The organism is Streptomyces sp. PH9007 (genome assembly GCF_059813725.1).
The window spans coordinates 1,590,463-1,615,596 of record NZ_CM187440.1; the positions used below are offsets into that span (position 1 = coordinate 1,590,463).

The window sequence follows — 25,134 nt, forward strand, 5'->3', positions numbered from 1 at the left end:
CCGGAGGCATGGCAGGGGCGTTGCGCTGGGCGGACGGGAGTCGCCCGGACATCCGTACGAAGAGTGAGGGGCCGCCCGCGCGGGGGTGGGAGTGCGCGGGCGGCCCGGTTCAGGAGGGGGCGCCCTGGGGGTCGGTGGCTTCCAGGGCGGGTCCGGTGACGGGATTCGCCCCGGTCGCGGCGCGGCGGCCGGCCCGCCATTCCAGGACCTTCATGCCGACCGGCTGGGCCCAGCGGGTGGCGAACGGGCCCACGATGACCAGGATCAGGACGTACGCGGTGGCGATCGGCGCGATGCGTGGTTCGACGCCGCTGGCCAGTCCCGCTATGACGATGGAGAACTCTCCCCTGGCCACCAGGGCGCCGCCGGCCCGCAGCCGGCCGCGCGGCCCGATGCCGGCGCGCTTGGCCGCGTACCAGCCGGTCGCGATCTTGGTGATGGTCGTGACGACGGCGAGCAGCAGCGCGGGGACCAGCACCGGCGGGATGTCGCCGGGCACGGTCGACAGGCCGAAGAAGACGAAGAAGACGGCGGCGAAGAGGTCGCGCAGCGGGGTGAACAGCTGGCGGGTGTTGTGGGCGACCTCGCCGGACAGGGCGATGCCGACGAGGAAGGCGCCGACGGCGGCGGAGACCTTCAGCTGCTGGGCGAAGCCGGCCACCAGCAGGGTCAGGCCGAGGACGACCAGCAGCAGCATCTCGGGGTTGTCGGAGGAGACCGCCTTGGAGATGAACCGGCCGTGCCGCAGGGCCACGTACAGCGCGGTGGCGGCCGTACCGAGGGCGATCAGCAGGGTGAGGCTGCCGCCGGCCAGGCCGACGCCGGCCAGCATGGCGGTGAGCAGCGGGAGGTAGGCCGCCATCGTGAGGTCCTCGATGACGAGGATGCCGAGGATGACGGGGGTCTCGCGGTTGCCGAGGCGGCCGAGGTCGGTGAGGACCTTGGCGATGACGCCGGAGGAGGAGATGTACGTGACGCCGGCCAGGGCGGTGGCGCCGACCGGGCCCCAACCCAGCAGCAGACCCGCGACCGCGCCGGGGGTGGCGTTCAGCACGAAGTCGACGATGCCCGAGGGGTACTGGGTCTTCAGGCTGTCGACGAGTTCGGAGGGGCTGTACTCCAGGCCGAGCATCAGCAGGAGCAGGATGACGCCGATCTCGGCGCCGATTTCGATGAAGCCCTCGGTGGTGGTGAGCGGCAGCAGGCCGCCGGAGCCGAAGGCCAGTCCGCCGATGAGATAGAGCGGGATGGGGGAGAGCCCGAGGCGGCCGGCCAGGCGCCCGACGATGCCGAGCCCGAACACGACCGCGCCCAGCTCGATGAGCATGGTGGTGGTTTCGTGCATACGCGTTTATCCCCCAGCGATGATGTCGGCGAGGTCGGAGACACCCTCGCGGGTGCCCACGACCAGCAGCGTGTCCCCTGCCTCAAGTCGGTAGTCGGGACCGGGCGACGGGTGGGCGCCGGTCCTGCGCAGCACGGCGACTATGGAGGCGCCGGTGCGGGTGCGTGCTCGGGTGTCGCCGAGCGGGCGGCCCCGGTAGGGCGAGTCCGGGCCGATGGCGATGCGTTCGGTGATCAGGTCCAGGCCGATCTCGCCGGGGGCGAGGGAGGGGCTGGTGCTGTCCGGCGCGATGAGGGAGGCCAGTTTGGCGGCCTCCTCGGCGTCCAGCGGCACGGTGCACTGGCAGGAGTCGGGGTCCTGGGGGTCGTAGAACCCCAGGAAGCGGCGGCCGTCCTCGTGGGCGACGACGGATACGTGGCGTCCGTCCCGGGTGCTGATGTCGTATTGAACGCCCACGCCCGGCAGCGGGGTTCGTTTGGTGCCCATGAGTGTGTCGCGCCCTTCACAGCGGCAGTGTCGGAGCCGAGAATAGCCACGCCGATTGCCCAAAACTCTTTGGAAAGACTTCTTTGCAAAAGCCTCTTTGCAGTTCTAGAGTGGTGCTCATGACCGACCCGAAGAGCCCGTACGCCCCCCACGACGACCGCGATGTCGTCGTCCTCGACGCCAAGGGTCTGCGCGCCCTCGCCCACCCCGTACGGGTGCAGTTGCTCGGTCTGCTGCGGCGCAACGGGCCCTCCACCGCGACCCTGCTCGCCGCGCGGCTCGGGCTCACCTCGGGAGCCACCAGCTACCACCTGCGGCAGCTGTCCGCAGCGGGCTTCGTGGAGGAGGACGAGGAGCGCGGAAACGCCCGGGAACGCTGGTGGCGCTCGGTCCACCGGCTCACCTCCTTCGGCGACCGGACCCTGCGCGAACAGGAGCCGGAGGCGACCCTCGCCTTCCTCCAGTCGGTGGCCGTCGCCCACGCCCAGGCCACGCAGAGCACGCTCAACGAGATGGTCACCATGCCGCGCGAATGGCGCGAGACGCTCGGTCTCGGCGACCGGCTGCTGCGGCTCACCCCGCAGGAGGCACGGCAGCTGCGCAACGAGCTGGACGAGGTCGTCGCGCGCTACCGTCCGGCGTCCGCCACGGGCCCAGAAGAGGCGCCCGAGCGTGCCGAACGGGTCCAAGTCGTGCTGCATGTTTTGCCCGACCTTGAGGGATCTTTTGACTCCGACGGGCGAGAGCTTGACCAGAACGAGGACGAACGATGAAGGGTGTGGAGGAGCGCCGGAGCCTCCGCCCGCTGGCCGGGGTGCTCGGCGCGCTCGCGGTGGCCCAGACCGGCACCAAGATCTCCACCCTCGCCCTGCCCTGGTTCGTGCTCACCAGCACCGGCAGCGCCGTGCAGACGGGGCTGGTCGCGCTCTTCGAGATGGCGCCCTACGTCGTGCTCAAGGGACTGGCCGGGCCGGTCGTCGACCGGATCGGGCCCCGGCGGATCTCCTGGACCATGGACCTGGCCAGCGCGGTACCCGCGCTGCTCATCCCGATCCTGTACGCCGCCGGGGCCCTGTCCTTTCCGGTACTGCTCGGCCTGGTGGCGCTGATCGGGGCCAGCCGGGGGCCGGGCGACCTGGCGAAGATGGTGCTGGTGCCGGAGGCCGCCGAACGCTGCCGAATCCCGATGGAACGCGCCACCGGACTGGCGGGCACCACCGAACGCCTCGCCTCCACCATCGGACCCGGCCTGGCCGGCCTGCTGGTGGCGGCCATCGGCCCGGTGCCCTCGCTGACCGTCATCGCGGGCTGTTTCGCACTGGGTTCGCTGATCATCGCCGTGTTCCTGCCGCGCGGCATGGGCGCACCGGCCCGGCCCGACCCGGCGAGCGGCGAGAGCGAAGAGGACGGCTACTGGCGGCGCTTCGCACAGGGCTTCACGGTGCTGCGGCGCGATCCGCTGCTGCTGTCCCTCGCCCTCATGGTGGCGGTCACCAACCTGCTGGACGCGGCCTTCATGTCAGTGCTGCTGCCCGTGTGGGCGCGGGGAGCGGGGCACGGACCGGAGGTGGTCGGGCTGCTCGGCACCGCCGCCGGGATCACCGCCATGGCCGGCAGCCTGACCGCGGCGGCCCTCGCCCACCGGCTGCCCCGGCTGCCGGTCTACATCATCGGCTTCCTCATCGCGGGCGCTCCGCGCTTCCTCGTCCTGGCGGCCGACGCGTCGCCGTGGGTGGTGCTGGCGGTCTTCGCCGTCAGCGGCCTGGGGGGCGGCTTCCTCAATCCGATCATCAGCGCGCTGATCTTCGAACGGAGCCCGCGCACCCATCTGGGCCGCGTCCAGGGTCTGGTCAGCTCGCTCGCGTGGTCCGGCATCCCGTTCGGCGGTCTGGCCGCCGGCGCCGCCATCGGAGCCATCGGACTGGCACCCGCGCTCGTCACCGGTGGCATCCTGTACGCGATCACCACCCTCCTGCCCGGTCTGCTCCCCCAGTGGCGGGCGATGGACCGGGCCCGGCGGGCCGCCCGCGCGGCGCCGCCCTCCGACACCCCCGCCCCGACCCCGGTGGAACATCCACGGACCACCACGGAACGGTAGGGGGAAGAACCCGCCCGGCCGGCCCTGTGGTGTGAAGTCCCCCCGCCGGCCGGGCGGGTTCGCTCAGCGACCGGAGGTAACCGTGGCTCGCGGATTCCCGGTGGAATTCAGTACGTTGCGGCCCATGGAGACCACCCCGAGGAAGACGTTCCGGGCCGTCGATGTCGGCGCCGGGGACGACGGCCGCTGGGCCGCCGTGATACGCGCGACCTACCCGCCTGCCGTGGTCGCCGACTGGCTGACCGCCGAGGGCCGCACCGACGAGGGTGCCCGCGCCGCCCGCCGGCTGTTCGCGACCCACCTGCCGGAGCTGCTGCCCGCCCTGCGCCGGCTGACCGCCCAGTTGGAGGACATCCCGCACGCCGGGACGTTTCTCACCCTGGCCGCCGTCCGCCCCTTCTGGTCCGGCTGCACCCAGATCGGCAGCGGCGGCGAACTCCTGCGCACCTATGACTTCGCGCCGGACGGGGTCGAGGGCAGCTTCGTCCGCTCGCATCTGCTGCGCCCCGTCATCGGTACCCAGGAGGGCGGCTGGGGCCTGTTGGACGGCATGAACGACGCCGGTCTCGCCATCTCCCTCACCTTCGGCGGGCGCAAGGTTCACGGGCCGGGCTTCGCCGTGGTGCTGGTGATCCGCTGGCTGCTGGAGACCTGTACGTCCGTGGACCAGGCGCTCGCACGGCTGCGCACCGTCCCCGTCTGCATCCCGCAGAACCTCACCCTGGTGGACGCCACCCGCTCCGTCACCGTGTATCTCGGCCCGGACATTCCCATGACCGAGGCGCCCGACGCCTGCGCCGCCAACCACCAGTCCGAGACGGTGCCGGAGGACGGGGAAGAGGCGGAGGAGGCGCAGCGGGCGCGGCGCAGCCGGGAACGGCTGGCCGCCCTGCGCGCCGCGGGGCCCGATGTGGCGGCGCTGCTGCGCCCGCCGCTGCACAAGGACGGATACGCGCAGGGCTTCGGCACCGTCTACAGCGCCCACTACCGCCCGGCGGAGGGCGCCGTCACCTACCACTGGCCGGACGCCGACAGCTGGCACCTGTCGTTCGACTCCTTCACCGAGGAGACGAGGACGGTGCGCCTGGGCAGGCCCCGACCGGCACCGGCACGGCGTACCTGATCCATCCCGGCCGGCGCGGCCGGTCCTGGCACGCCGACAGCCCCCGGCCGAAAGGGCCGGGGGCTGTCGGGTCCGGTGGCAGCGGCCGTTCTCACCGCCACCGGGTGCGGGTCACGCCGGGCCGCCGCCCGGCTGCCACGGGGTGCCGTAGCGCTCCGCCAGGCTGGTGGCCTCGGCGTCGGTCAGCAGGCGGGGGGTGCGGCCGTTCAGCAGGAGGAGCAGGTGGGCGGTCTCCTCCAGCTCTATCGCGGCGTCGGCCGCCGCCGCCATCGTGGTGCCCGAGGTGACCGGGCCGTGGTTCTGGAGCAGCGCCGCCCGGAACGGGAAGTCCAGCTCGCGCAGCAGCACGGCCTGCGGCACATCGCCCGGCTCCGCGTACGGCAGCAGCGGGGTCTGCCCGACCCGCATCACGAAGTACGGGGTCAGCGGCGGCACCGCGCTCCGGTCCGACCAGGGTGGCAGGCACGAGTACGCGGCGGCGTGCGCGCTGTGCAGGTGCACCACCGCCGTCGCCTCCGGGTCACGGTGGTAGAGCGCCAGGTGCAGCGGGAACTCCTTGGAGGGCCGCGGCCCTTCCAGCAGGGCCTGCTCCAGCGGGGTGTCCACCGGGGCGCCCGCGTCCAGGACGGCGAGGCCCTCGGGGTCCAGCGCGTCCAGCCGGGCGCCGGTCGGGGTGATGTAGATGCGGTCGCCGATCCGGACGCTCAGATTGCCCGAGGCGCCCGGGCTCAGCCCGGCGGCGGTGAGCTCACGCCCCGCCGCGACGAGTTCGTGGCGTGCGTCGCTGCTCATATCCGGTTCCAGCTCCCGTTCGGTCCGTGTGTTACGCAAGGGCCTGCCAGCCCGCCGTGAAGATGTCGCGGTGGCCGAAGTTGCCCGACTTCAGGGCGAGGTTGTACGCGCGGCCGTCGGCCGCCGTGCCGTGCGCCCACGAGACGCCGGGCGCCAGCGACGGGCCCAGCTCCAGGCGCTGCACGTCCAGTGCCTGCACCACGCTGCCCGAGGTCTCGCCGCCGGCCACCAGGAACTGCCGGGCGCCGGCCTCGGCGAAGGCGGTGGCGCAGCCGGCCAGCGCCTCCTCCACGACCTCGGAGGCCGGACGTTCGCCCGCGGGCGGTGCCTTCTCCAGGTCGTCGAGGGAGTCCACCGCGTACACCAGGACCGGCTCGCCGGGGGCCCAGCTCCAGCGCTCGCGCGCCCAGGCGGTCAGCCGGGCGACCTCGCCGGGCAGGTCGGCCCGCAGCGCGGCCAGGTCCAGCTTGCGGTGCGCCAGCTTCTCCCGGGCGTCGGCGATCTGGCCGCGGGTCGCGGAGGAGGCGCTGCCGGCCAGGACCGCGCGGTGTCCAGCAGCCACCGGCATCGCGTCGGTGGCGGGCGCGTCCGCCACCGCGGGCAGTCCCAGTGCGAGGCCCGAGCCGCCGGTCACCAGCGGGTCCCCTGAGGTGACCTCGGCGATGATCGCGAGGTCGCTCTCGTCCAGGGCGTCGACGACCACGTAGGTGCCCTCCGCCGCGTCGATCGCCGCGCGCAGGGCCGCCGCTCCGGCGCGGACCGTCTGGAGCGGCACGGTCGCCACCCGGTGGGCGGTCTGCGGGCGCAGCAGCGCGGCCACGTCCGAATCGGTCATCGGGGTCAGCGGGTGGTGCCGCATCGAGCTCTCGCTCAGCAGTTGTCCGCCGACGAACAGATGCCCCTGGTAGACCGTGCGCCCGGTGGCCGGGAAGGACGGCACCACGACCACCTTGTCCGCGCCGAGTTCCGCCGCCAGTGCGTCGGCCACCGGGCCGATGTTGCCGGCCGGGGTGGAGTCGAAGGTGGAGCAGTACTTGTCGTAGAAGCGCTCGCAGCCCAGCCGCCGCAGGGCATCGAGCGCCGCCACCGACTGCCGTACCGCGTCCGCCACCGGTGCGGTGCGCGTCTTGAGCGCGACCACGACCGCGTCCATCCCGGCGAGCCGCAGATCCGCGAGCTGCTCGTCGCTGGGGACACCCAGGGTCACGCTGGTGCGCAGCCCTCGGGCGACCCAGTTGGTGGCGAGGTCGGTGGCACCGGTGAAGTCATCGGCCACGCCGCCCCATCTGACCTGTCCTGCCGCCATGCGTCGTCACCGTCCGTTACGCCGTTCCTACGTATCCAGGCGAGAGGCGCGTGATCCTCCCGCGCCAATCTGTGAATTTATGGTACTACAGTTGACGCTCATGTTAATTGGCGTTACGTTCGCGCTCCATAGGCGGGTTCATCCGATTCACCCGCCGACGCAGCGGAAACAGCAGCACCAGCGCCAGGAGGGCACCATGAACGCCGAGCCGCACGGGACGCGGGAAACCGTCACGTACGCACTGACGGGCGCGCGCGGCGGCTTCGCCCGTACGCTGCTGGCCCAGACCCGGTTCACCCCGGACGTCGAGCCGGCCGTACTGTGCGACCTCGACACCGAAGGGGTACTGGCGCTCGCCGCCGAGCTGGGCTTCCCCGCCGAGGGACCCGGCTCCCTCACCGTCGCCACCGACCGGGCCGGCATCGAGGCCGCCCGCGCCGCGGGGCGCACCGCCGTGATCGCGGACGTCTCCCTGCTGGCCGGCGCCGCCTACGACATCCTCGTCGAGGCCACCGGCAACCCGGCCGTGGGGTACCGCGCCGCGCGCACCGCGCTGACCGGCGGCCACCACGTGGCGATGGTCAGCAAGGAGGTCGACTCCGTCAGCGGCATCGAACTCGCCTCCCTCGCCGCCGACAGCGGTCTCGTCTACACCACCGCCACCGGCGACCAGCCCGCCAACCTCATCCAGCTCTTCTCCTGGGCCGACGGCCTGGGTCTTGAGATCGTCGCCATCGGCAAGTCCGGCGAGTACGACCTCGTCTTCGACCCCGAGCGCGGCACCGTCACCCAGCTCGACGAGACCATCGACGCCCCGGCCCTCGGCGGCCTGCTGAAGCTGGACCGGGAGAGCCCCGAAGGCGTCCGCGCCACCCTGGCCGCCCGCGCCGAGGCCGTCGCCGGCCTCAAGCGCAGCGCCGCCGCCGACTACTGCGAGATGTCCGTCGTCGCCACCAGCACCGGCTTCACCCCCGATGTCGAGACGATGCACTACCCGGTGGCCCGTACCGCCGAACTCGCCGACATCTACGCCCTGCGCGAGCACGGCGGCGTCGTCACCCGGCCGGGCGTCGTGGACGTCTTCAGCGTGCTGCGGCTGCCCGAGGAGGCCAGCTTCGCCGGCGGCGTGTTCGTCGTGGTGCGTACCCACGACACCGTCACCTGGGAGCTGCTGCGGCAGAAGGGACACGTCGTCAGCCGCGACGGCCGCTACGCCTGCATCTACCTCCCGTACCACCTGATGGGTGTCGAGACCCCGACCACCCTGCGGGACGCCGTGCTGCGCGGCATCCCCGCCGGCTCACCCTCCCCCGCCCAGCACGCCGTGCTCGCCGGGCGCGCGACCGAGGACCTGAGCGCCGGCACCGTGCTGACCATGGGCGGCCACCACCACGAGGTGACGGGTGTCGCGCCGGTGCTGCTGCCCGCCGCCGACGCCCCGGCCGACACCGCGCCGCTGTACCTGGCCGCGCACGCCACCCTCGTACGGGACGTGACGGCCGGTTCGCTGCTCACCCTCGACGACGTGAGCGGCTACGACCCCGACCTGCTCGCCGCCTGGAACGCCGGGCGCGACGCGTACCCCACCACCCCCACCACCACCCCCTGACTCCCCCACGCTCTCCCCTCCCCAGGACGGCCGCAGTGACGCGGCCATGAAACAAAGAGGTTCGCCATGTCCGACGCCTACACGCTCTTCGCGTTCGGCGCGGCGATCGCGGCGCTGGTGCTGCTGATCGCCAAGTTCAAGGTCCACCCGGTGGCCACCTTGTTCATCATCGTCACCTCGCTGGGCCTGGTGCTCGGCATGGGCGGCGCCAAGACGATCGAGCTGGTCACCACCGGCTTCGGCAACACCCTGGCCAGTGTGGGTCTGCTGGTCATCTTCGGCTGTGTGCTGGGGAAGATGCTGGAGCTGAGCGGCGCGGCACTGCGGATCACCAAGGCGGCGCTGAGCCTGTTCTCGGGCAAGAAGGTGCCGTGGGCCATCGCGCTGGCCTCGACGGTCGTCGGTATCCCGCTGATCGCCGACACCGTCGTGCTGATGCTGATCCCGGTGGTCTCGGCCATCGCGTACCAGTCGAAGATGTCCATGATGCGCCTTGGCCCGATCCTGTACATCGGCGCCTACGTGATGACCTCGCTGGTTCCGCCGGGCCCCGGCCCGCTGGCCGCCACCTCGCTGCTGGGCGTGGACCTGGGTGAGGCGACGCTGTGGGGCCTGGTCGTGGCCATCCCCGGCATCATCGTCGCCACGATCTACCTGCTGACCATCAAGACGCACGTCGACCCCAAGCCGGAGTTCACCGACCACCTCGCGGGTGCCGGTGCGGGCGCGGGTGACGGCAGCGGCAAGCCCCGGCTGTCCCTGGGCGGTTCCGGTACCGACGCGGACGGCGAGACCGAGCGCGACCTGCCCCCGCTGTGGATGTCGCTGGTCCCGATCTTCCTGCCGATCGTGCTGATCATGTCCAGCTCGTTCGTGGTCGACCTGTTCGAGGCGGACAACGCCGTCGGCGGCGTGCTGGCCTTCGTGGGTGAGCCGGTCATAGCCCTGTTCATCGGCTGTCTGGCCGCGCTGCCGCTGTTCGGCCGCCGCTGGTCGAGCAAGGAGACCCTGAACGACCTGTTCGAGGCCGGTCTGAAGCTGGCCGCCATGCCGCTCGCCCTCACCGGTGTCGGCGGCGCGCTGGCCACCATCATCCGGGACACCGAAGTGGCGGACTCCGTCGCCGAGATGATCCAGGACTGGGGCCTGTCCCCCATCATCGTGCCGTTCCTGGTGGCCGCGGCCATCTGCACCATCACCGGTTCGAATATCCTCGGCGTGATGACCGCCGCCGCGATCATGGAACCGCTCGCCGAGGGCCTGGGCATCTCCGCGCTCGCCATCTACTTGGCGTGCGGCACCGGAGCGCAGATCATGAAGCACGCCAACTCCTCGGGCTTCTGGGTCACCACCACCCTGTCCAACATGACGGTCGGCCAGGGCATCCGCTCCATCGGTGTGGCCTCGGCCCTGTCCGGGGTGACCGGCTTCGCGATTGTGTACGTCCTGTACGGGGTCGGCGTCATCTGAGCCCTCCGGCGGCGGACCGGCCGGCAGACCTCTGCCGGCCGGCCGGGCCGGCCCACGGAAAGACCGACAGGCACAAGGAGGCACCACGGTGTCGTCAGAAGGGTCCCCCGGCTCCGCGGACACTCCGTTGATCCCGGATCAGCGCCGGGAGCTGCTGATCAAGCTGCTGCGCGGGCACTCGGTGCTCAGCGTGCACCAGCTGACCGAGCTGCTCGGGGTCTCCCACATGACGGTACGGCGCGACATCGCCGCGCTGGAGCGGCAGGGGCGCGCCGTGTCGGTGCCGGGCGGGGTACGCATCGCCGGGCAGTTGCATCATGAGCCGAGCTTCATCGACAAGTCGACCATGGACCAGCCGGCGAAGCTCGCCATCGCCGCCCGCGCCGGCGAACTCCTCCAGGACGGGACCACCGTGTACCTGGACGCCGGCACCACCTGTCAGGCCCTGGTCCCGTACATCGTGCGGCGCCAGGGCATGACGGTGGTGACCAACGACTTCACCACGGCCAACGCCCTGATGGGCAACCCGGACGTGGAGGTCATCCACACCGGCGGCCGCATAGAGCACGCCAACCGCTCCACCGTGGGGCGGCTCGCCGCGCAGACGCTGACGCAGCTGGCGCTGGACATCGCCTTCGTCTCCACCAGTTCGTGGGACCTGCAGCGCGGGGTGACCACGCCGTCCTCCGCGAAGGTGGAGGTCAAGCAGGCGGCGATGGCGAGCGCTTCGCGGTCGGTGCTGCTGACCGGGTCCGCCAAGTACGGCACCTTCGGCATGTACCGGGTGGCGGCACTGAGCGAGTTCGAGTCGATCGTGACGGACGAGGGCCTGTCGCCCGCGGCACGCGAGACGCTGCGCGCCCAGGGCATCACCACACTCGTGGCCACCGCTACAGAGTGATGAGCGGACTGTCACAACACTGATGGCCGGGGGCGGATGTCCGGCGCGGTGAGGCATCATCGGCCACATGGGGATTGTCGCCGGTCTGGACAGCTCGTCCGTTTACACCCGCATCGTGGTCTGTGACACCGATACGGGCCAGGTGGTACGGCACGGCCACGCCGACCACCCGAAGGAAGAAGCCACCCCCGAGGCGTGGCTGCACTCCCTGGGGGAGGCGGCCGGCGGCGGCGTCCTGGAGGACGTCGCCGCGATCGGGGTCGCCGCGCAGCCGCACGCCGTGGTCGCGCTGGACGAGGGCGGAGCGCCGGTACGGGCCGCCTCCCCCGGGGTGGGCGGCGAGGACCGCACCCGCACGGCCGCGCTCGACGCCGCGGCCCGCGAACTGATCGACGCGCTCGGCGGCCCCGACACCTGGACCCGCGCGGTGGGCTCCGTGCCCCAGGGCGGACAGCCGGTGGCCCGGCTGCGCCGGCTCGCGCGCGAACACCCCGAGGCGGCCCGGCGGGTCGCCGGAGTGGCACTCGCCCAGGACTGGCTCGTGTGGCAACTGCTGGGCCGCCCGGCCCGGATGGCCACCGACCGGGGCGGGGCCTCCAGCACCGGCTACTGGTCGCCGGTGGGCGGCGAGTGGCGGCCCGAACTCGTCGAACTCGCCCTGGGACACGCGGTCGCGCTGCCCGAGGTCCTCGCACCCGCCCAGCCGGCCGGGCGCACCCCGGAGGGCCAGCTGATCTCGGCGGGCACCGGCGAGACGATGGCGGCGGCCTTCGGGCTCGGCGTCGGCCCCGGGGACGCGGTGCTCTCCCTCGGCGCCTCCGGCTCGGTCTGCGCCGTCCACCACGCGGCGCTGCCGCCCGACAGCAGCGGCGCGGTCACCGCGTACGCGGACGCCACGGGCCACCACCTGCCGGTGGTCCGCACCCTCAACGCGGTACGGGTGCTGCGCGGCACCGCGGAACTGCTCGGCTGCGACCTGCCCGCGCTCTCCGACCTCGCCCTGCGCTCGACGCCGGGCGCCCACGGGCTGGTGTTCCTGCCGTACCTGGCGGGCGAGCGGGTGCCCGCGCTCCCGCACGCGGCGGGCACCCTGACCGGCCTGCGCCGGGAGAGCATGAAGCCCGAACACCTGGCGCGGGCGGCGTTCGAGGGGATGCTGTGCGGCCTGGCGGACGCGGCGGACGTGCTGCGCGAACGCGGCGTACGCATCGACCGGTTCTTCCTGCTGGGCGCGGCGGCGGACCTGCCGGCGGTGCGCGAACTCGCCCCCGCGCTGCTCGGCGCCCCGGTGGTGATCCCCGCCCCGGCCGCCTACACCGCCCTGGGCGCGGCCCGCCAGGCGGCCTGGGCCCTGGGCGTCGAACAGGGCCGGCTGACCCCGGACACCCCGCCGAAGTGGCCCGAGCAGGACGGGGAGACCTACCACCCGGGCGACGACCTGCCCACGGGCAAGGCCATCCGCCAGCAGTACGGGGCGGTCCGGGACACCACGCACCCGCAGGGGTGACGCGCTCCCCGGCCGGATGTCGGAGGCCCCGACGGGGAGTGGGCGGGCGGCGCACCCGGCGGCCGGTCAGTCCAGGTAGCCGCGCAGCTGGTTGGCGTAGGCGTGGTCGCGCAGTTTGCCGAGCGTCTTGTGCTCGATCTGCCGGATGCGTTCCCGCGTCACGCCGAACAGCCGGCCGATCTCCTCCAGCGTCCGGGGCCGCCCGTCCGTCAGGCCGTAGCGCAGCTCGACCACCCGCCGCTCCCGGTCGCCCAGGGTGGACAGCACCGCCTCCAGCTGCTCCCGCAGCAGCAGGAACGCCGCCGACTCGGCCGGCGAGGGGATGTCAACGTCCTCGATCAGGTCGCCCAGATTGACGTCGTCCTCCTCCCCCACCGGGGACTGGAGGGAGATCGGGTCCTGGGCGAGCCGCAGGATCTCCGTCACCCGCGCCGCCGTCAGCCCGAGCAGGACGCCGACCTCGGCCGGGGACGGCTCGTAGCCGCGCTCCTGAAGGACCCGGCGCTGCACCCGCACCACCCGGTTGATCAGCTCCACCACGTGCACCGGGACGCGTATCGTGCGGGCCTGGTCGGCGATCGCCCGCGACATGGCCTGGCGGATCCACCAGGTCGCGTACGTGGAGAACTTGAAGCCCCGGGCGTAGTCGAACTTCTCCACCGCCCGGATCAGCCCCAGATTGCCCTCCTGGACCAGATCCAGCATCGTCAGCCCGCGCCCGATGTACCGCTTGGCGACGGAGACGACCAGCCGGAGGTTCGCCTCGATCAGCTGCCGCTTCGCGCGCCGGCCGCGGACCACGAGCTGGTCGAGGTCCAGGGCGAGCCGCGGGTCGTGCCGCTGCGCGCCGTGGGCCGCCGCCAGGCGCTCCTCGGCGAACAGCCCGGCCTCGATCCGGCGGGCCAGCTCCACTTCCTCCGCCGCCGTCAGGAGCGGAATGCGGCCGATCTCCCGCAGATACTGCCGGAAGAGGTCGGCCGACGCGCCCGACGCCGACACCGGTGGAGCGGGTGGCTTCCGGACCCGAACCGGTGCCGGAACATCGAGGATCTGGCTCTGCACGGGCGACACGGGCGACCTCCACAGTGATCGCGACCGGCGCGTGGGGGGCTGTCCGGTCACGAGAGGCATGCGTCCATTTTTTGTGCTGGCGGCTCCTGGTGTGCTATGCCCAATTACCCCGCTGTTACACGGGGTTCACGCGCCGGGGTGGACGGCGCCCGGTCAGCCGTACAGAGCCGCCGGGCCGCGCGCCTGCAACGCCGTGCGGTACTGCTGAAGCGTCCACAGCTGCTGCCGTTCCTGGGCGGCCTGGCTGTTGGCGGACTGCGCCTCGATGCGGCGCGCGACGATCTCCAGGTCACGCATGCGCTGTTCGACGGCGGCCAGCCGGACCCGCACCAGATGCTCGCCCGCGTACCGCTCGTCGGGGGCGCGCGAGGTCAGCGGCGCCTCGACGGTCAGCTCCCGGATGAGCACGCGCACCGTGTCGTCCGGCGCCGCGTCCAGGACCCGGGTCACCAGGTTCTCGTCGGCGTCGGTGACCCCGCCGGCCGCGGCGATGAGCCGGCGCACCAGCGTGTACGGCGGTGCGGTGAACTCGCTCTCCTCGTACGCGTCGAAGGCCGGTGCCACCAGATGCGGGAACTGGAGGGCGAGCTTCAGGAGTTCGCGTTCGACCTGGTGCGCCGGATTGTTGGGGTCGACGGCCGGGCCGCGCCGCTCGGGCACGGCGGGGGCGGCCGGCGCCGGAACGGACCTGCGCCCGCGCGGGGACTCGCCGCGCTGCTTGCGCTCGCGCTCCCAGCGGGCCAGCTGGGCCACCCGCTGCACGACGAACCGCTCGTCGGGGATGCCGACCAGGCCGGCCAGCCGGACGGCGTACTCGTGCTGGAGGGAGGAGTCCTTCATCTGCGCCACCACCGGGGTGGCCTGCTCCAGCGCCGCGGAACGGCCCTCCGCCGTGTCCAGGTTGTGCCGCGCGATGATCGACTGGACGGCGAACTCGAACAGCGGCGTCCGGTTCTCCACCATCTCCGCCACGGCCTGGTCGCCGTGCGCCAGCCGCAGGTCGCACGGGTCCATCCCGCCCGGCGAGATCGCGATCGATGTCCTGGCCGCGAACCGCTGGTCGTCCTCGAACGCGCGCAGCGCCGCCTTCTGCCCGGCCGCGTCGCCGTCGAAGGTGAAGACCACCTCACCGGCCCGGTGCGAGCCGCTGTCGTCCATCAGCACCCGGCGCAGGATCTTGATGTGCTCGGCGCCGAAGGCGGTGCCGCAGGTGGCGATGGCGGTGGTGATGCCCGCCAGATGGCAGGCCATGACGTCGGTGTACCCCTCGACCACCACCGCGCGGTTGTCCTTGGCGATGTCGCGCTTGGCCAGGTCGATGCCGTACAGCACCTGCGACTTGCGGTAGAGCGGAGTCTCCGGGGTGTTGAGGTACTTGGGACCGTTGTCGTCCTCGCGCAGCTTGCGGGCGCCGAAGCCGACCACCTCGCCCGTGATGTCGCGGATGGGCCAGATCAGCCGGCCGCGGAAGCGGTCGATGGGGCCGCGCCGGCCGTCCTGGGCGATGCCGGAGGTGATCAGCTCGCGGTCGGTGAAGCCCTTGCCGCGCAGGTAGCGCACCAGCTGGTCCCAGCCGGCCGGGGCGTACCCGACGCCGAAGTGGGTGGCGGCCTGCTCGTCGAAGCCGCGCTCCTGGAGGAAGCTGCGGCCGATCTCGGCCTCGGGCGAGGCGAGCTGCTCGGTGAAGAACGCGGCGGCCACCTTGTGCGCCTCGATCAGCCGGGTGCGTTCGCCCTGCTGCCGGTTGCTGTTGTACCCGCCCTGCTCGTAGCGCAGCGTGATGCCGGCCTGGGCGGCGAGCCGCTCGACGGACTCGGCGAAGGTGAGGTGCTCCAGCTTCATCAGGAAGCTGATGCTGTCGCCGCCCTCCTGGCAGCCGAAGCAGTGGAAGAGGCCCTTGCTGGGCGACACCTGGAAGGAGGGGGACTTCTCGTCGTGGAAGGGGCACAGGCCCTTGAGGTTGCCCCCGCCGGCGCTGCGCAGCTGGAGGTACTCGGACACGACGGAGTCGATCGGGACCGCGTCCCGCACCGCCTTCACGTCGTCGTCATTGATCCTGCCCGCCACACGGGCAGTCTACGGCCGGCCGCCGACAGCCCGGCCGGCACCGCCGACCGGCCCCAGCACCGCCGTGTCCAGCGCCGCCGTGTCCAGGCCAAAGCCGAACGGCTCCGGAATGGCCAACGTCCGGCCGAAGGGAACCGTGTGACGACTTCGGTAACCACGGGACGACGGATTCCAGAACACGGACGCGTCCCGCTGTTCCATGTTCACCAGCAGGTAGATCGGCACGGTCCGGCCATAGACAAGGAGCTTCTCGTCTCGGTCATCATCCCTGGTCGACGAAGAAGTGTGATCTGCGGCCAAGGAAAGCACCTCGGCGTCGAGCGGCCCTTCCGACCGGTCAAAGGCGGACTCTTCTGCCACATAGAGGTCAGGCCCATAGGCTCGCCGTGCCCCGGGAAAGGCGAAGAGCAGGCGCAAGAGTTCAGCGGCATGCCCTTCCGGGGCATGCGTCATCAGCGCCGGCCGGATCCGTGCCAGTGAACGCACATGACACGAGTCCGCCCAGCGGGAAAGAACAATCCGGCCCCCGATGATCTCGGCCTTCAAGCCATCCGGTGTATCCAGGTTCTGCGCGATCCTGGCAAGGTCTTCGAACTCTGCCGGAGTCAACTCGTCCACCGCCACCCCCTCACCCTAGGAGTGCTGAGACCTTCGCCTCCACCCGTCCGGACACAGCCACGCGGACGGGTGAACCAAGGGACTGAGGTTTACGGTCGCGGAATGTTGCGCAGATTGGAGCGGGCCATCTGCACCATTTTGCCCACGCCGCCGTCCAGCACCATCTTCCCGGCCGACAGGGCGAAGCCGGTGACCATCTCGGCCTTGATCTTCGGCGGGATCGACAGCGCGTGCGGGTCGGTCACCACGTCCACCAGGGCCGGACCCTTGTGCTTGAAGGCGGACCGCAGCGCGGACCGCAGGTCCTTGGGCTTCTCCACCCGCTGCGCGTGCACCCCGGCCGCCTCCGCGAGCGCCGCGAAGTCCGGGTTGTGGTTGCCGGTGCCGTACGCCGGCAATCCCGCCACCAGCATTTCCAGCTCCACCATCCCGAGCGTGGAGTTGTTGAACAGCACCACCTTCACCGGCAGGTCGTACTGGACCAGGGTGAGGAAGTCCCCCATCAGCATGGTGAACCCGCCGTCCCCCGACATCGAGATCACCTGCCGCCGCCGGTCGGTGAACTGCGCGCCGATCGCCTGCGGCAGGGCGTTGGCCATCGATCCGTGGCTGAAGGACCCGATCACCCGGCGCCGCCCGTTCGGGGTGAGATAGCGCGCCGCCCACACGTTGCACATCCCGGTGTCCACGGTGAAGACCGCGTCGTCGGCCGCTTCCTCGTCCAGCACCGAGGCCACGTACTCCGGGTGGATCGGGGTGTGCTTCTCCACCTTCTTCGTGTACGCGCTGACCACCCCCTCCAGCGCGTCCGCGTGCTTCTTCAGCATCCGGTCCAGGAAGCGCCGGTCGGTCTTGGCGCGGACCCGCGGGGTCAGGCAGTCCAGGGTCTCCTTCACATCCCCCCACACCGCCAGGTCCAGGGTGGAGCGCCGGCCCAGATGCTCGGGGCGCACGTCCACCTGCGCGATCTTGACCTCCCCGCCGCTCGGCAGGAACGCGTTGTAGGGGAAGTCCGTGCCGAGCAGGAGCAGCAGATCGCACTCGTGGGTGGCCTCGTACGCCGCGCCGTAGCCCAGCAGTCCGCTCATGCCCACGTCGTACGGGTTGTCGTACTGGATCCACTCCTTGCCGCGCAGCGCGTGGCCCACCGGCGCCTTCACGCGTTCGGCGAACCGCATCACCTCCGCGTGCGCCCCCGCCGTCCCGCTGCCGCAGAACAGCGTGACCCGGTCCGCCGCGTCCACCATCCGCGCCAGCGTCTCGATCTCGCCGTCCGCCGGGCGGACCGCCGGACGGCTGGTGACCAGGGCGTGTTCCTCGGCGCGCTCGGCGACCTGCTCGCCGGCGATGTCCCCGGGCAGCGCGACGACGCTCACCCCGCCCCGGCCCACCGCGTGCTGGATCGCGGTCTGGAGCACCCGCGGCATCTGCCGCCGGTTGGAGATCAGCTCGCAGTAGTGGCTGCACTCGCGGAACAGCTGGTCCGGGTGGGTCTCCTGGAAGAAGCCGGTGCCGATCTCGCTGGAGGGGATGTGGGAGGCGAGGGCGAGCACCGGCGCCATCGAGCGGTGGGCGTCGTACAGGCCGTTGATCAGGTGCAGATTGCCGGGGCCGCAGGAGCCCGCGCAGGCGGCGAGCCGGCCCGCGATCTGGGCCTCGGCACCGGCGGCGAAGGCGGCGGTCTCCTCGTGCCGCACCTGGATCCAGTCGATGGAGCGATCGCGCCGGATCGCGTCCACCACCGGGTTGAGGCTGTCCCCGACGACGCCGTACAGGCGCCGCACCCCGCTGCGCACCAGGGTGTCCACAAACTGTTCCGCCACGGTCTGTCTGGCCATCGCTCATGCACCTCCACGAGCAACGTAACCGCATATGTGGCGTTATGCCCGGCTGGGGATCTTCCGGGTGAGGACGTAGTGCGGGCCGACGCCCTCGATCACGAACTCCTCGCCGCGCACCGCGTAGCCGTGCCGCTCGTAGAAGCCGCGCGCCTCGGTGCGGCCGTTGCACCACAGCAGCCCGGCCCCGCGCTCCGCCGCCTCCCGCTCGGCCGCCGCCAGCACCGCCGCGCCGTAGCCCAGGCCCCGCGCGGCCGGGTCGCTCGCCATCCCCCGGAACCGGTACGCCGTGGTGTCGCCGTCCAGCGGATCGGCGAACAGCGTGATGCACCCCAGCACCCGGGTCCCCGCGCCCTCGTAGGCGGCGAGATGGAACGTCCCCGGCAGCGTGTCCTCGGCGAACTCGGCGCTCGCGGCCGGCAGGCCCGGGCGCAGCACGTCCCAGCGCAGCCGGAAGATCTCGGAGACGGGGACGACGGCGGTACGGATGGCGCTCATGCCGCCACTGTAGTGAGGGCGGCCAGAACCGCGGCGCCCGTCAGGCGATCTCCAGGGTCTGCCCCACCGGGCGGCGCGGCGAACCGGGCACCGGCGGCCCGTACCCGAGCCGGATCACCATCTGCACCTGCCCCATCCCCGACTCGGGATCACGCACCGGCCAGCGCAGCTCCGACCACTCCAGCACCTGGGTGGTGAGCCCGGTGGACAGCCCGTACTCGGTGCACAGCAGCAGCACCCGTTCCATCGCCTGCCCCGCCCGCAGCCAGTCCGCCGGCCGGTCCTCGGCGGTGCCCAGCAGCGCCAGCTGCGGCTCCTCCTCGAACGGGGTGGGGTCCCCCTCCTCGAACGCGCTGTGCCGCCCGGCGAGATCCCGTACCGGGATGCTGTGGTAGCCGCCGTACGGGCCGAGCACCTGCTCCACCACGCCATCCGTCGCGGTCCGCGCCTCCTCGGGGGTACGGGTCCAGCGCTCGCGCTCCTCGGCGCGCGCCGGGGTGGCCCGGTCGCGGCCCTCCGCGTCGCGGACCAGTTCCAGGATGGCCCGCACGTGCCAGACGGAGGGGAAGTGCAGCTGACCGCCCTCCAGCTCCGCGGCCCGGCGCAGCCTGGCGCGTACCGGCTCGGGCACCAGTTCGTCGCGGAACGGCAGCCGGCTGCTGCGCCGGCGGGTGAGGGTCGGGTGCAGCCGGGCCAGCTCCGGATCGGGGGCCTCGGCGGGGGCCAGCCGTACGGTGGCCAGCAGCCGGGGGTCGTAGGGGTCGGGCAGCAGAGTGACGACCGGCTCCCAGCCCGCGTGGGCGACGGCCACCCGCAGATTGAACAGGGCGGCGCCGCAGCCCAGATGCAGCGCGCGGCCGTGCGGGTCGGCGTGCGGGAGGGTGCGGTCCAGGGCGGCGCGCAGCTGGAAGGTGGCGGCGTCGCGCAGGTAGCGGAACCGCCAGGGCTGCGCGTTGAACATGGAGGGCGCCGTCCCGGCCGCCGCCGCCAGCGAGGTCACGGACTGCTCATCGGGCTTCGCGTCCCGCACGACCACCTGCCGCCACCTCGCTCGTCCGGTCCGTCCGCGCCGGTGCTTCGCACCTGTATGCCACCCTATGCCGCACCGGGCGGAACACCAGGCGGAACACCGGCGGACCGGCCGGTTCCCGGGCGCGGGCCGCGCCCGGGGAACCGGAGCGGCGGGTCAGAGCGAGCCGAGGTCCGTCGCCGGGTCGGCCAGCGCCGCCGCGTCCACCGGGCGGCCCGACCTGATCAGCTCCTGGATCGGCCCGGTGACGTCCCACACGTTCATGTTGAGCCCGGCCAGGACGCGGCCCTCGGCGCTCAGCCAGAACGCGATGAACGCCCGCTTGCCCACCTCGCCCCGGTACACCACCCGGTCGTACGCGCCGTGCGGCGCCCAGCCCGAGTACTCAAGACCGGCGTCGTACTGGTCGGAGAAGAAGTACGGCACCCGGTCATAGGTCACCTCCCGCCCGAGCATCGCGCGGGCCGCCGCGGGCCCCGAGTTCAGGGCGTTCGCCCAGTGCTCCACCCGCAGCCGCCCGCCGGCCGGCGCCGGGAAGGCCGCGATGTCGCCGGCCGCCCAGATGTGCGGATCGCTGGTGCGCAGCGAGGCGTCCACCGCCACCCCGCCCGTGTCCTCGGCCAGCTTCAGCCCGGCGGCCTCGGCCAGCGCCGTACGGGGCCGCACCCCGATCGCCGCCAGGACGGCGCGGGCCGGGATCTCCTCGCCGTCGTCGGTGACCACCCCGGCGACCTGCCCGTCCCGCCCGCTGATCGAGGCGAGCCGGCGGCCGAAGCGGAACTCCACCCCGTGCTCCTGGTGCAGCCCGGTGAACACCTCCCCCAGCTCCGGGCCCAGCACGCCGTGCAGGGGGGTGGGCGAGGGCTCCACGACCACCACGGGCGAGCCCAGCTCGCGGGCGGCCGCCGCCACTTCCAGGCCGATCCAGCCGGCGCCCGCGATAACCAGCGGCTCCCCCTGCCGGGTGCGGTCGGCCAGCACGGCGCGCAGATGGTCGGCGTGCGCGAGGCGGCGCAGATGGTGCACTCCGGCCACGCCGCGCGCGCCCGGGATCTGGAGCCGGTGCGGCTCCGCGCCGGTGGCCAGCAGCAGGGCGTCGTACGGCACGCGGGCGCCGTCGCCGAGCCGCACCTCCCGCTCCTCGCGGTCGATGTGCACGGCCTGCTGGCCGAGGTGCAGTTCGACGCGGTGGGTGGCGTACCAGGACGGCTCGTGGACGAACACGCTCTCCTTGGCCGCACGTCCGGCGAGGTAGCCCTTGGACAGCGGGGGGCGCTCGTAGGGCTGTTCGTGCTCGTCGCCGATGAGGATGACCCGGCCGCCGAAGCCCTCCTCCCGCAGGGTCTGGGCGGCCTTGGCGCCCGCCAGCCCCCCTCCGATGATCACGAACGTGCGGTGCATGCCGTCCATACCGTCCACGCGCTGCCTCCTTGCCGCAGGTGTCCCCTGCTGTGCTGGGGGATGGTCACCCCCACACATACCCCGGGGACGACGCGGTGAGGCGGGCGTGCAGGGAGCGTGCCGATGCGTCCGTGAGCGCGGCGATCTGATCCACGATCACCCGGAGGGCGGATGCGTCATCGGCCGCGGCGGCGTAAAGGGCGCGGTGCTGCGGGTCCAGGCCGTGGGGGGCGCGGCGGATGAGGGCGTCGCCGAGTTCGGCGAGCAGCTCGCGCTGGCGGCCCCGGCGGAGTTCCTGGTCGGGGCGCTGCATGACGTACACGTCGGCCACCGCCTTGAGGACGGCGCACTCCAGCCGGGTGTCGGGCGGGACGATCAGTTCGGCCGCGTAGCGGTGCAGCGGGCCGGGGCCGTACCGCTCGCGGGTCGCCTGTTCGGCGGCGAGGCAGAACCGTCCGATGAGCTGACTGGTGGCGTCCTTGAGCCGGGCCTGGGCGGTGGCGGAACCGTCGTAGCCGTGCGGCCACCAGTGCTGGTCGAGCAGCCGGTCGAGGGCGGCGGCCAGGTCGGTGTCGCCGGTGGACGGCGGGGCGTAGCGGGCCCGGACGACGCGGAAGATCTCGGCGCGCTCGGGCTCGGCGAGCAGCAGGGCGGGGTCCAGGTGCCCGGCGTGCAGGCCGTCCTCGACGTCGTGGACGGAGTAGGCGACGTCGTCGGACCAGTCCATGACCTGCGCCTCGAAGCAGCGGCGGTGGCCGGGGGCGCCCTGGCGGAGCCAGTCGAAGACGGGCAGGTCGTCCTCGTAGGCGCCGAACTTGGGGGAGGCGGGATCGGTGGGGTGGCCGCCGCGCGGCCAGGGGTACTTGGTGGCGGCGTCGAGGGTGGCGCGGGTGAGGTTGAGGCCGACGGACCGGTGGAAGGGTTCGGAGAATCGTTTCGGCTCCAGCCGGGTCAGCAGCCGGAGCGACTGCGCGTTCCCCTCGAACCCGCCGCAGGACGCGGCGATCTCGTCCAGCACCCGCTCCCCGTTGTGCCCGAACGGCGGGTGGCCCAGATCGTGCGCGAGGCAGGCGGCCTCCACGATGTCCGAGTCGCAGCCGAAGGCCGTGCCCAGGTCCCGGCCCACCTGCGCGCATTCCAGCGAGTGGGTGAGCCGGGTACGGGGGCTGGCGTCCCAGGCGTGCTCGGCCACGGCCACTCCGGTCGGACCGCCGTGGCCGGTGTCCGGGGTGACCACCTGGGTCTTCCCGGCGAGGCGCCGCAGCGCGGCGGAGTGCTGCACCCGCGCCCGGTCCCGCTGGAAGGCGGTGCGCCCGGAGCGTTTGTCCGGCTCCGGGTCCCACCGCTCGGCATCGGCTGGGGCGTACGCGGCGCTGTGTTGCATATCCCGACATTAACCGGCGGGGGTGACAGCGGGGTGCCGCCGGGGTGGTGCGGGGGTGCGGCGGCCCGGTGGCGGCCCTGACTGGTCCGCCCTCAGCGACCGCCGGGCCCGGCCTGGGTCTGCGGCTCGGCGGGGGCGGGCTCCGCCGTCACGGGCCCCGGCACCGCCACCGGTTCCTCGGGGGCCGGGCGCCAGCGGCGGCGGGTCAGCGCGGCGGTGAGGGTGAGCGGGACGGTCAGAGCACAGGCGATGCCGAACAGCAGGGCGTAGTGCCCGCGTTCGGCCAGCGGCCCGGCGGCGGTCGCGGCGGCCGAGGAGCCGATGAACAGGGCTCCGGCGAAGAACGCCACCGCGGTGCCGCGTGCCTGCGGCACCACCGAGGTGACCCACGTCTGGAGCGAGGAGTGCATGAACGACCAGCCGCCGCCCAGCAGCAGGGCGGTGACGAAGACGGCGGGCAGCGTCACCCAGGCGGTGACGATCCCGTACCCGGCGCACATCTGTGCCCCGCCGATGGCGATCAGCCCCCACACCGGCAGCCGCCCGGTGAGGATCCGCACCACCCGGGAGAAGATCACGACGCCGACCCCGTACATCGCGGTGGCGAGCCCGGCGACGGTCGCGCTGACGCCGCGCGCCTGGAGCGCGGTGGCCAGCAGGGTCATGGTGCCGAGCAGCACCGCGCCCTCCACGAAGGCCAGACCGAAGACGGTGAGCGCCCACCGGTTGCGCAGCACCGCGCCGAGGTGGCCGCCGATGCCGCCCGCCGAGCTCGCGGCGCGCCGGGGTTCGGGGAGGGTGCGCAGGGCGTACGAGCAGATCACCGCGCACACGGCGGGCGCGGCGAACACCAGCCGCCAGTCCACGGCCTCGGCCAGCACACCGGCGACGGCGGTGGCCAGTGCCGTGCCGACCGCCATGACGGCCATCAGGTCGGAGAGCGCGCGCTGGCGGCGGGCGGCGGGGACGGTGTCGCCGAGGTAGGTGAGGGAGGTGGGGACGACGGCGCCGTAGCAGGCACCGGCGACGATCCGGGCCGCGATCAGGACGTGGGCGTTGGGCGCGAGCGCGGAGACCGCGCCGGCGAGGGCCGCGATCAGCAGCGTCCAGCGCATGACGCGGACCCGGCCGACGCGGTCGGAGAGTATGCCCCACAGAGGTTGGGACAGGCCGTAGGCGAGGAAGTAGGCGCTGGCGGTGAAGACGGCGGTGCCGAGCGGGATGCCGAGCCCGGTGGAGATGAGGATCAGCAGCGGGCTGATGGCGAACCGGTCGAAGCAGCTGACGAAGCCCGCCGCCGAGAGGGCGATGGGGGGACGGCTGCTCACCGGAGTGCTCAGCGGCTTGTCGAGTTTCATGAAGGGAACCTGCCCGGTGTGGAGCCGACATGCCGCGTGAGGTGCCGGTGGACGTGCGCTCGGTCGGTGAGGCCGGCGGCGGTGGCCCGTGGGGCGGGCCGCGCCGCGAGGGGCTCGGGGCGGCCGGGGAAGACCTCGCCGCTCCCGTCACGGTGCGGTCGCCGCGTCCGGATCCGTGTCCGCGTGGTCGCCGTGCCGTTCATGCGAGAAACGTACAAGATCCGCCGGATACGGCGTGGGGCGCGCTCGCCCCCCGGACAACAGCACCCCGACCCGCGGGCACGGCAGGAACGCGCGGAACTCGGCGACGACGTGCGCGGATCCGCCGGGCCGCCGAACCGGCGGCCTCCCCCTCCGCTATCCCTCGCTCGCCACCAGCGCGGGCCGCCGCGTCGCCGGGGCCGGGGTGGGGGCGGGCTCCGGGATGGCGCCGCGCGCCTGGTCGTAGCGGTGCAGCAGCAGCCGGGCCAGCGCCGGGTGCGCGCCCAGCGGGGCGGCGGCCACCCCCGGCGCCGCCTCGGCGCACCGGGTGGCGAACAGGCCCGGCGCGGTGAAGCACGAGGCGACGGCAATCCTGCTCCGCCCGCTCCGGCGCAGTTCGGCGACCGCCTCGGCCACCGTGGGCCGGGCGGCCGAGGCGTACGCGGGCAGGACCGGTACGCCGCCGAGCCGGTCGGCGAGCATGTGGGCGGTGTATTCGGTGCCGGCCGCCGATTCGGGGTCCAGCGATCCGGCCGCCGCCAGGACGACACCGTCCGCGTCCGGGTCGGCGGAGCGCCGGTAGCCGGCCTCCACCAGCCGGCTGTACAGGGCGTCGACCAGCAGCGGGTGCGGCCCCAGGCAGGCGGCGGTGGTGACGGTCAGGCCCTCGCGTACCCGCTCCAGCACCCCGGGGATGTCGTGCTTGACGTGGTACCCCCGGCTGAACAGCAGCGGCACCAGCACCGCCCGGCCACCGCCGCCCGCACCGAGCCCCGCCAGGGTGTCGGCGAGGCGCGGGGTGTCGTTCTCCAGGTAGCCGGCCTCGACGCGCAGTCCCGGCCGCAGCGCGCGCACCAGGCGCAGCAGGGCGGTGATGCTCCGTTCGGCGCGGGGGTCGGGAGAGCCGTGGGCGACGGCCACCAGGGTGGGGGTGGGAATCGTGCGGGCGCTCATGCCGCCAGCCTGCGCCCATGGCGTTGCCGTTGTGTTGCGCGGGTGTCACCAATGCCGCGCCCGGGGCTCACCCCGCG

At 73.0% G+C, this 25,134-nt stretch carries 21 protein-coding genes; 7 read left to right on the forward strand and 14 right to left on the reverse strand.

From position 1 onward, the window contains the following. Positions 1-109: 109 nt before the first annotated feature. Entirely contained in the window at positions 110-1,345 is a 1,236-nt protein-coding gene (locus ACTFAP_RS07210; protein ID WP_500468525.1) for a cation:proton antiporter, read from the reverse strand. Positions 1,346-1,351: 6 nt separating this feature from the next. Continuing rightward, complete coding sequence (locus tag ACTFAP_RS07215; protein WP_400009573.1) at positions 1,352-1,831, reverse strand: cation:proton antiporter regulatory subunit; 480 nt, start codon at positions 1,829-1,831, stop codon at positions 1,352-1,354. A 119-nt stretch (positions 1,832-1,950) separates the two neighbouring features. On the opposite strand from ACTFAP_RS07215, the gene ACTFAP_RS07220 reads away from it, so the two are divergent. The 3 genes from ACTFAP_RS07220 to ACTFAP_RS07230 all read left to right on the forward strand — a co-directional run bounded on the left by ACTFAP_RS07220 (position 1,951) and on the right by ACTFAP_RS07230 (position 5,052). Further along, on the forward strand, positions 1,951-2,604 hold the full coding sequence (locus ACTFAP_RS07220) for a helix-turn-helix domain-containing protein (RefSeq protein WP_495683900.1): 654 nt from the start codon (positions 1,951-1,953) through the stop codon (positions 2,602-2,604). Then, a complete protein-coding gene (locus ACTFAP_RS07225; protein ID WP_500468526.1) occupies positions 2,601-3,929 on the forward strand; it encodes an MFS transporter in 1,329 nt (442 codons plus the stop codon). Before ACTFAP_RS07220 ends, ACTFAP_RS07225 begins: the two co-directional genes overlap by 4 nt. A 124-nt stretch (positions 3,930-4,053) precedes the next feature. Continuing rightward, positions 4,054-5,052 carry a C45 family autoproteolytic acyltransferase/hydrolase gene (locus ACTFAP_RS07230; protein ID WP_500468527.1) on the forward strand — a complete coding sequence of 333 codons (999 nt, stop codon included), beginning with the start codon at positions 4,054-4,056 and terminating at the stop codon, positions 5,050-5,052. 111 nt (positions 5,053-5,163) lie between these two features. Here ACTFAP_RS07230 and ACTFAP_RS07235 read toward each other — a convergent pair whose 3' ends face one another. Both ACTFAP_RS07235 and otnK read right to left on the reverse strand, forming a co-directional pair. Next, positions 5,164-5,844: a class II aldolase/adducin family protein gene (locus tag ACTFAP_RS07235; protein WP_500468528.1), complete on the reverse strand. Its 681-nt coding sequence runs from the start codon at positions 5,842-5,844 to the stop codon at positions 5,164-5,166. A gap of 31 nt (positions 5,845-5,875) precedes the next feature. Then, entirely contained in the window at positions 5,876-7,150 is a 1,275-nt protein-coding gene (otnK, locus tag ACTFAP_RS07240) for a 3-oxo-tetronate kinase (RefSeq protein WP_495683904.1), read from the reverse strand. 196 nt (positions 7,151-7,346) lie between these two features. Here otnK and ACTFAP_RS07245 point away from each other — a divergent pair, with 196 nt between their 5' ends. The 4 genes from ACTFAP_RS07245 to ACTFAP_RS07260 all read left to right on the forward strand — a co-directional run bounded on the left by ACTFAP_RS07245 (position 7,347) and on the right by ACTFAP_RS07260 (position 12,637). Then, complete coding sequence (locus ACTFAP_RS07245; protein ID WP_500468529.1) at positions 7,347-8,759, forward strand: homoserine dehydrogenase; 1,413 nt, start codon at positions 7,347-7,349, stop codon at positions 8,757-8,759. Between the two features lie 66 nt (positions 8,760-8,825). Then, positions 8,826-10,229 (forward strand): GntT/GntP/DsdX family permease, encoded by a 1,404-nt coding sequence (locus ACTFAP_RS07250; RefSeq protein ID WP_495683906.1) that lies wholly within the window; start codon positions 8,826-8,828, stop codon positions 10,227-10,229. Between the two features lie 88 nt (positions 10,230-10,317). Then, a complete protein-coding gene (locus ACTFAP_RS07255; protein ID WP_495683907.1) occupies positions 10,318-11,130 on the forward strand; it encodes a DeoR family transcriptional regulator in 813 nt (270 codons plus the stop codon). A gap of 67 nt (positions 11,131-11,197) precedes the next feature. Next, a complete protein-coding gene (locus tag ACTFAP_RS07260) occupies positions 11,198-12,637 on the forward strand; it encodes an FGGY-family carbohydrate kinase (RefSeq protein ID WP_500468530.1) in 1,440 nt (479 codons plus the stop codon). 66 nt (positions 12,638-12,703) lie between these two features. Here the strand turns inward: ACTFAP_RS07260 and ACTFAP_RS07265 are convergent, their stop codons facing one another. The 10 genes from ACTFAP_RS07265 to ACTFAP_RS07310 all read right to left on the reverse strand — a co-directional run bounded on the left by ACTFAP_RS07265 (position 12,704) and on the right by ACTFAP_RS07310 (position 25,057). Then, positions 12,704-13,708: an RNA polymerase sigma factor gene (locus ACTFAP_RS07265; protein WP_453856565.1), complete on the reverse strand. Its 1,005-nt coding sequence runs from the start codon at positions 13,706-13,708 to the stop codon at positions 12,704-12,706. Between the two features lie 153 nt (positions 13,709-13,861). Next, positions 13,862-15,775: a DNA primase gene (gene dnaG, locus ACTFAP_RS07270; protein WP_500468531.1), complete on the reverse strand. Its 1,914-nt coding sequence runs from the start codon at positions 15,773-15,775 to the stop codon at positions 13,862-13,864. Between the two features lie 9 nt (positions 15,776-15,784). After that, entirely contained in the window at positions 15,785-16,399 is a 615-nt protein-coding gene (locus ACTFAP_RS07275) for a Uma2 family endonuclease (RefSeq protein WP_500468532.1), read from the reverse strand. A gap of 83 nt (positions 16,400-16,482) precedes the next feature. Further along, positions 16,483-18,231, reverse strand: a complete 1,749-nt coding sequence (locus tag ACTFAP_RS07280; RefSeq protein ID WP_495683911.1) for a pyruvate dehydrogenase — start codon at positions 18,229-18,231, stop codon at positions 16,483-16,485. A gap of 42 nt (positions 18,232-18,273) precedes the next feature. After that, positions 18,274-18,729, reverse strand: coding sequence for a GNAT family N-acetyltransferase (locus ACTFAP_RS07285; RefSeq protein ID WP_400009592.1), 456 nt, complete (start codon positions 18,727-18,729; stop codon positions 18,274-18,276). 40 nt (positions 18,730-18,769) lie between these two features. Continuing rightward, on the reverse strand, positions 18,770-19,759 hold the full coding sequence (locus ACTFAP_RS07290; protein ID WP_500468533.1) for an Acg family FMN-binding oxidoreductase: 990 nt from the start codon (positions 19,757-19,759) through the stop codon (positions 18,770-18,772). A 156-nt stretch (positions 19,760-19,915) separates the two neighbouring features. Further along, a complete protein-coding gene (locus tag ACTFAP_RS07295) occupies positions 19,916-21,169 on the reverse strand; it encodes an NAD(P)/FAD-dependent oxidoreductase (RefSeq protein ID WP_453856679.1) in 1,254 nt (417 codons plus the stop codon). 55 nt (positions 21,170-21,224) lie between these two features. Beyond that, complete coding sequence (locus tag ACTFAP_RS07300) at positions 21,225-22,544, reverse strand: deoxyguanosinetriphosphate triphosphohydrolase (protein WP_500468534.1); 1,320 nt, start codon at positions 22,542-22,544, stop codon at positions 21,225-21,227. A gap of 92 nt (positions 22,545-22,636) precedes the next feature. Next, positions 22,637-23,902, reverse strand: a complete 1,266-nt coding sequence (locus ACTFAP_RS07305) for an MFS transporter (RefSeq protein ID WP_500468535.1) — start codon at positions 23,900-23,902, stop codon at positions 22,637-22,639. A 357-nt stretch (positions 23,903-24,259) separates the two neighbouring features. Continuing rightward, the gene (locus tag ACTFAP_RS07310; protein ID WP_495683915.1) at positions 24,260-25,057 is read right to left on the reverse strand and encodes a CbiX/SirB N-terminal domain-containing protein; all 798 of its coding nucleotides are present in this window, start codon (positions 25,055-25,057) and stop codon (positions 24,260-24,262) included. Positions 25,058-25,134: the final 77 nt, after the last annotated feature.

What these genes read in the sequence shown, in the direction of transcription:
- ACTFAP_RS07210 (WP_500468525.1), bottom strand. Translation starts at nt 1,345, where the DNA reads ATGCACGAAACCACCACCATGCTCATCGAGCTGGGCGCGGTCGTGTTC.
- ACTFAP_RS07215 (WP_400009573.1), bottom strand. Translation starts at nt 1,831, where the DNA reads ATGGGCACCAAACGAACCCCGCTGCCGGGCGTGGGCGTTCAATACGAC.
- ACTFAP_RS07220 (WP_495683900.1), top strand. Translation starts at nt 1,951, where the DNA reads ATGACCGACCCGAAGAGCCCGTACGCCCCCCACGACGACCGCGATGTC.
- ACTFAP_RS07225 (WP_500468526.1), top strand. Translation starts at nt 2,601, where the DNA reads ATGAAGGGTGTGGAGGAGCGCCGGAGCCTCCGCCCGCTGGCCGGGGTG.
- ACTFAP_RS07230 (WP_500468527.1), top strand. Translation starts at nt 4,054, where the DNA reads ATGGAGACCACCCCGAGGAAGACGTTCCGGGCCGTCGATGTCGGCGCC.
- ACTFAP_RS07235 (WP_500468528.1), bottom strand. Translation starts at nt 5,844, where the DNA reads ATGAGCAGCGACGCACGCCACGAACTCGTCGCGGCGGGGCGTGAGCTC.
- otnK (WP_495683904.1), bottom strand. Translation starts at nt 7,150, where the DNA reads ATGGCGGCAGGACAGGTCAGATGGGGCGGCGTGGCCGATGACTTCACC.
- ACTFAP_RS07245 (WP_500468529.1), top strand. Translation starts at nt 7,347, where the DNA reads ATGAACGCCGAGCCGCACGGGACGCGGGAAACCGTCACGTACGCACTG.
- ACTFAP_RS07250 (WP_495683906.1), top strand. Translation starts at nt 8,826, where the DNA reads ATGTCCGACGCCTACACGCTCTTCGCGTTCGGCGCGGCGATCGCGGCG.
- ACTFAP_RS07260 (WP_500468530.1), top strand. Translation starts at nt 11,198, where the DNA reads ATGGGGATTGTCGCCGGTCTGGACAGCTCGTCCGTTTACACCCGCATC.
- ACTFAP_RS07280 (WP_495683911.1), bottom strand. Translation starts at nt 18,231, where the DNA reads ATGGCCAGACAGACCGTGGCGGAACAGTTTGTGGACACCCTGGTGCGC.
- ACTFAP_RS07285 (WP_400009592.1), bottom strand. Translation starts at nt 18,729, where the DNA reads ATGAGCGCCATCCGTACCGCCGTCGTCCCCGTCTCCGAGATCTTCCGG.
- ACTFAP_RS07295 (WP_453856679.1), bottom strand. Translation starts at nt 21,169, where the DNA reads ATGGACGGCATGCACCGCACGTTCGTGATCATCGGAGGGGGGCTGGCG.
- ACTFAP_RS07300 (WP_500468534.1), bottom strand. Translation starts at nt 22,544, where the DNA reads ATGCAACACAGCGCCGCGTACGCCCCAGCCGATGCCGAGCGGTGGGAC.
- ACTFAP_RS07305 (WP_500468535.1), bottom strand. Translation starts at nt 23,902, where the DNA reads ATGAAACTCGACAAGCCGCTGAGCACTCCGGTGAGCAGCCGTCCCCCC.
- ACTFAP_RS07310 (WP_495683915.1), bottom strand. Translation starts at nt 25,057, where the DNA reads ATGAGCGCCCGCACGATTCCCACCCCCACCCTGGTGGCCGTCGCCCAC.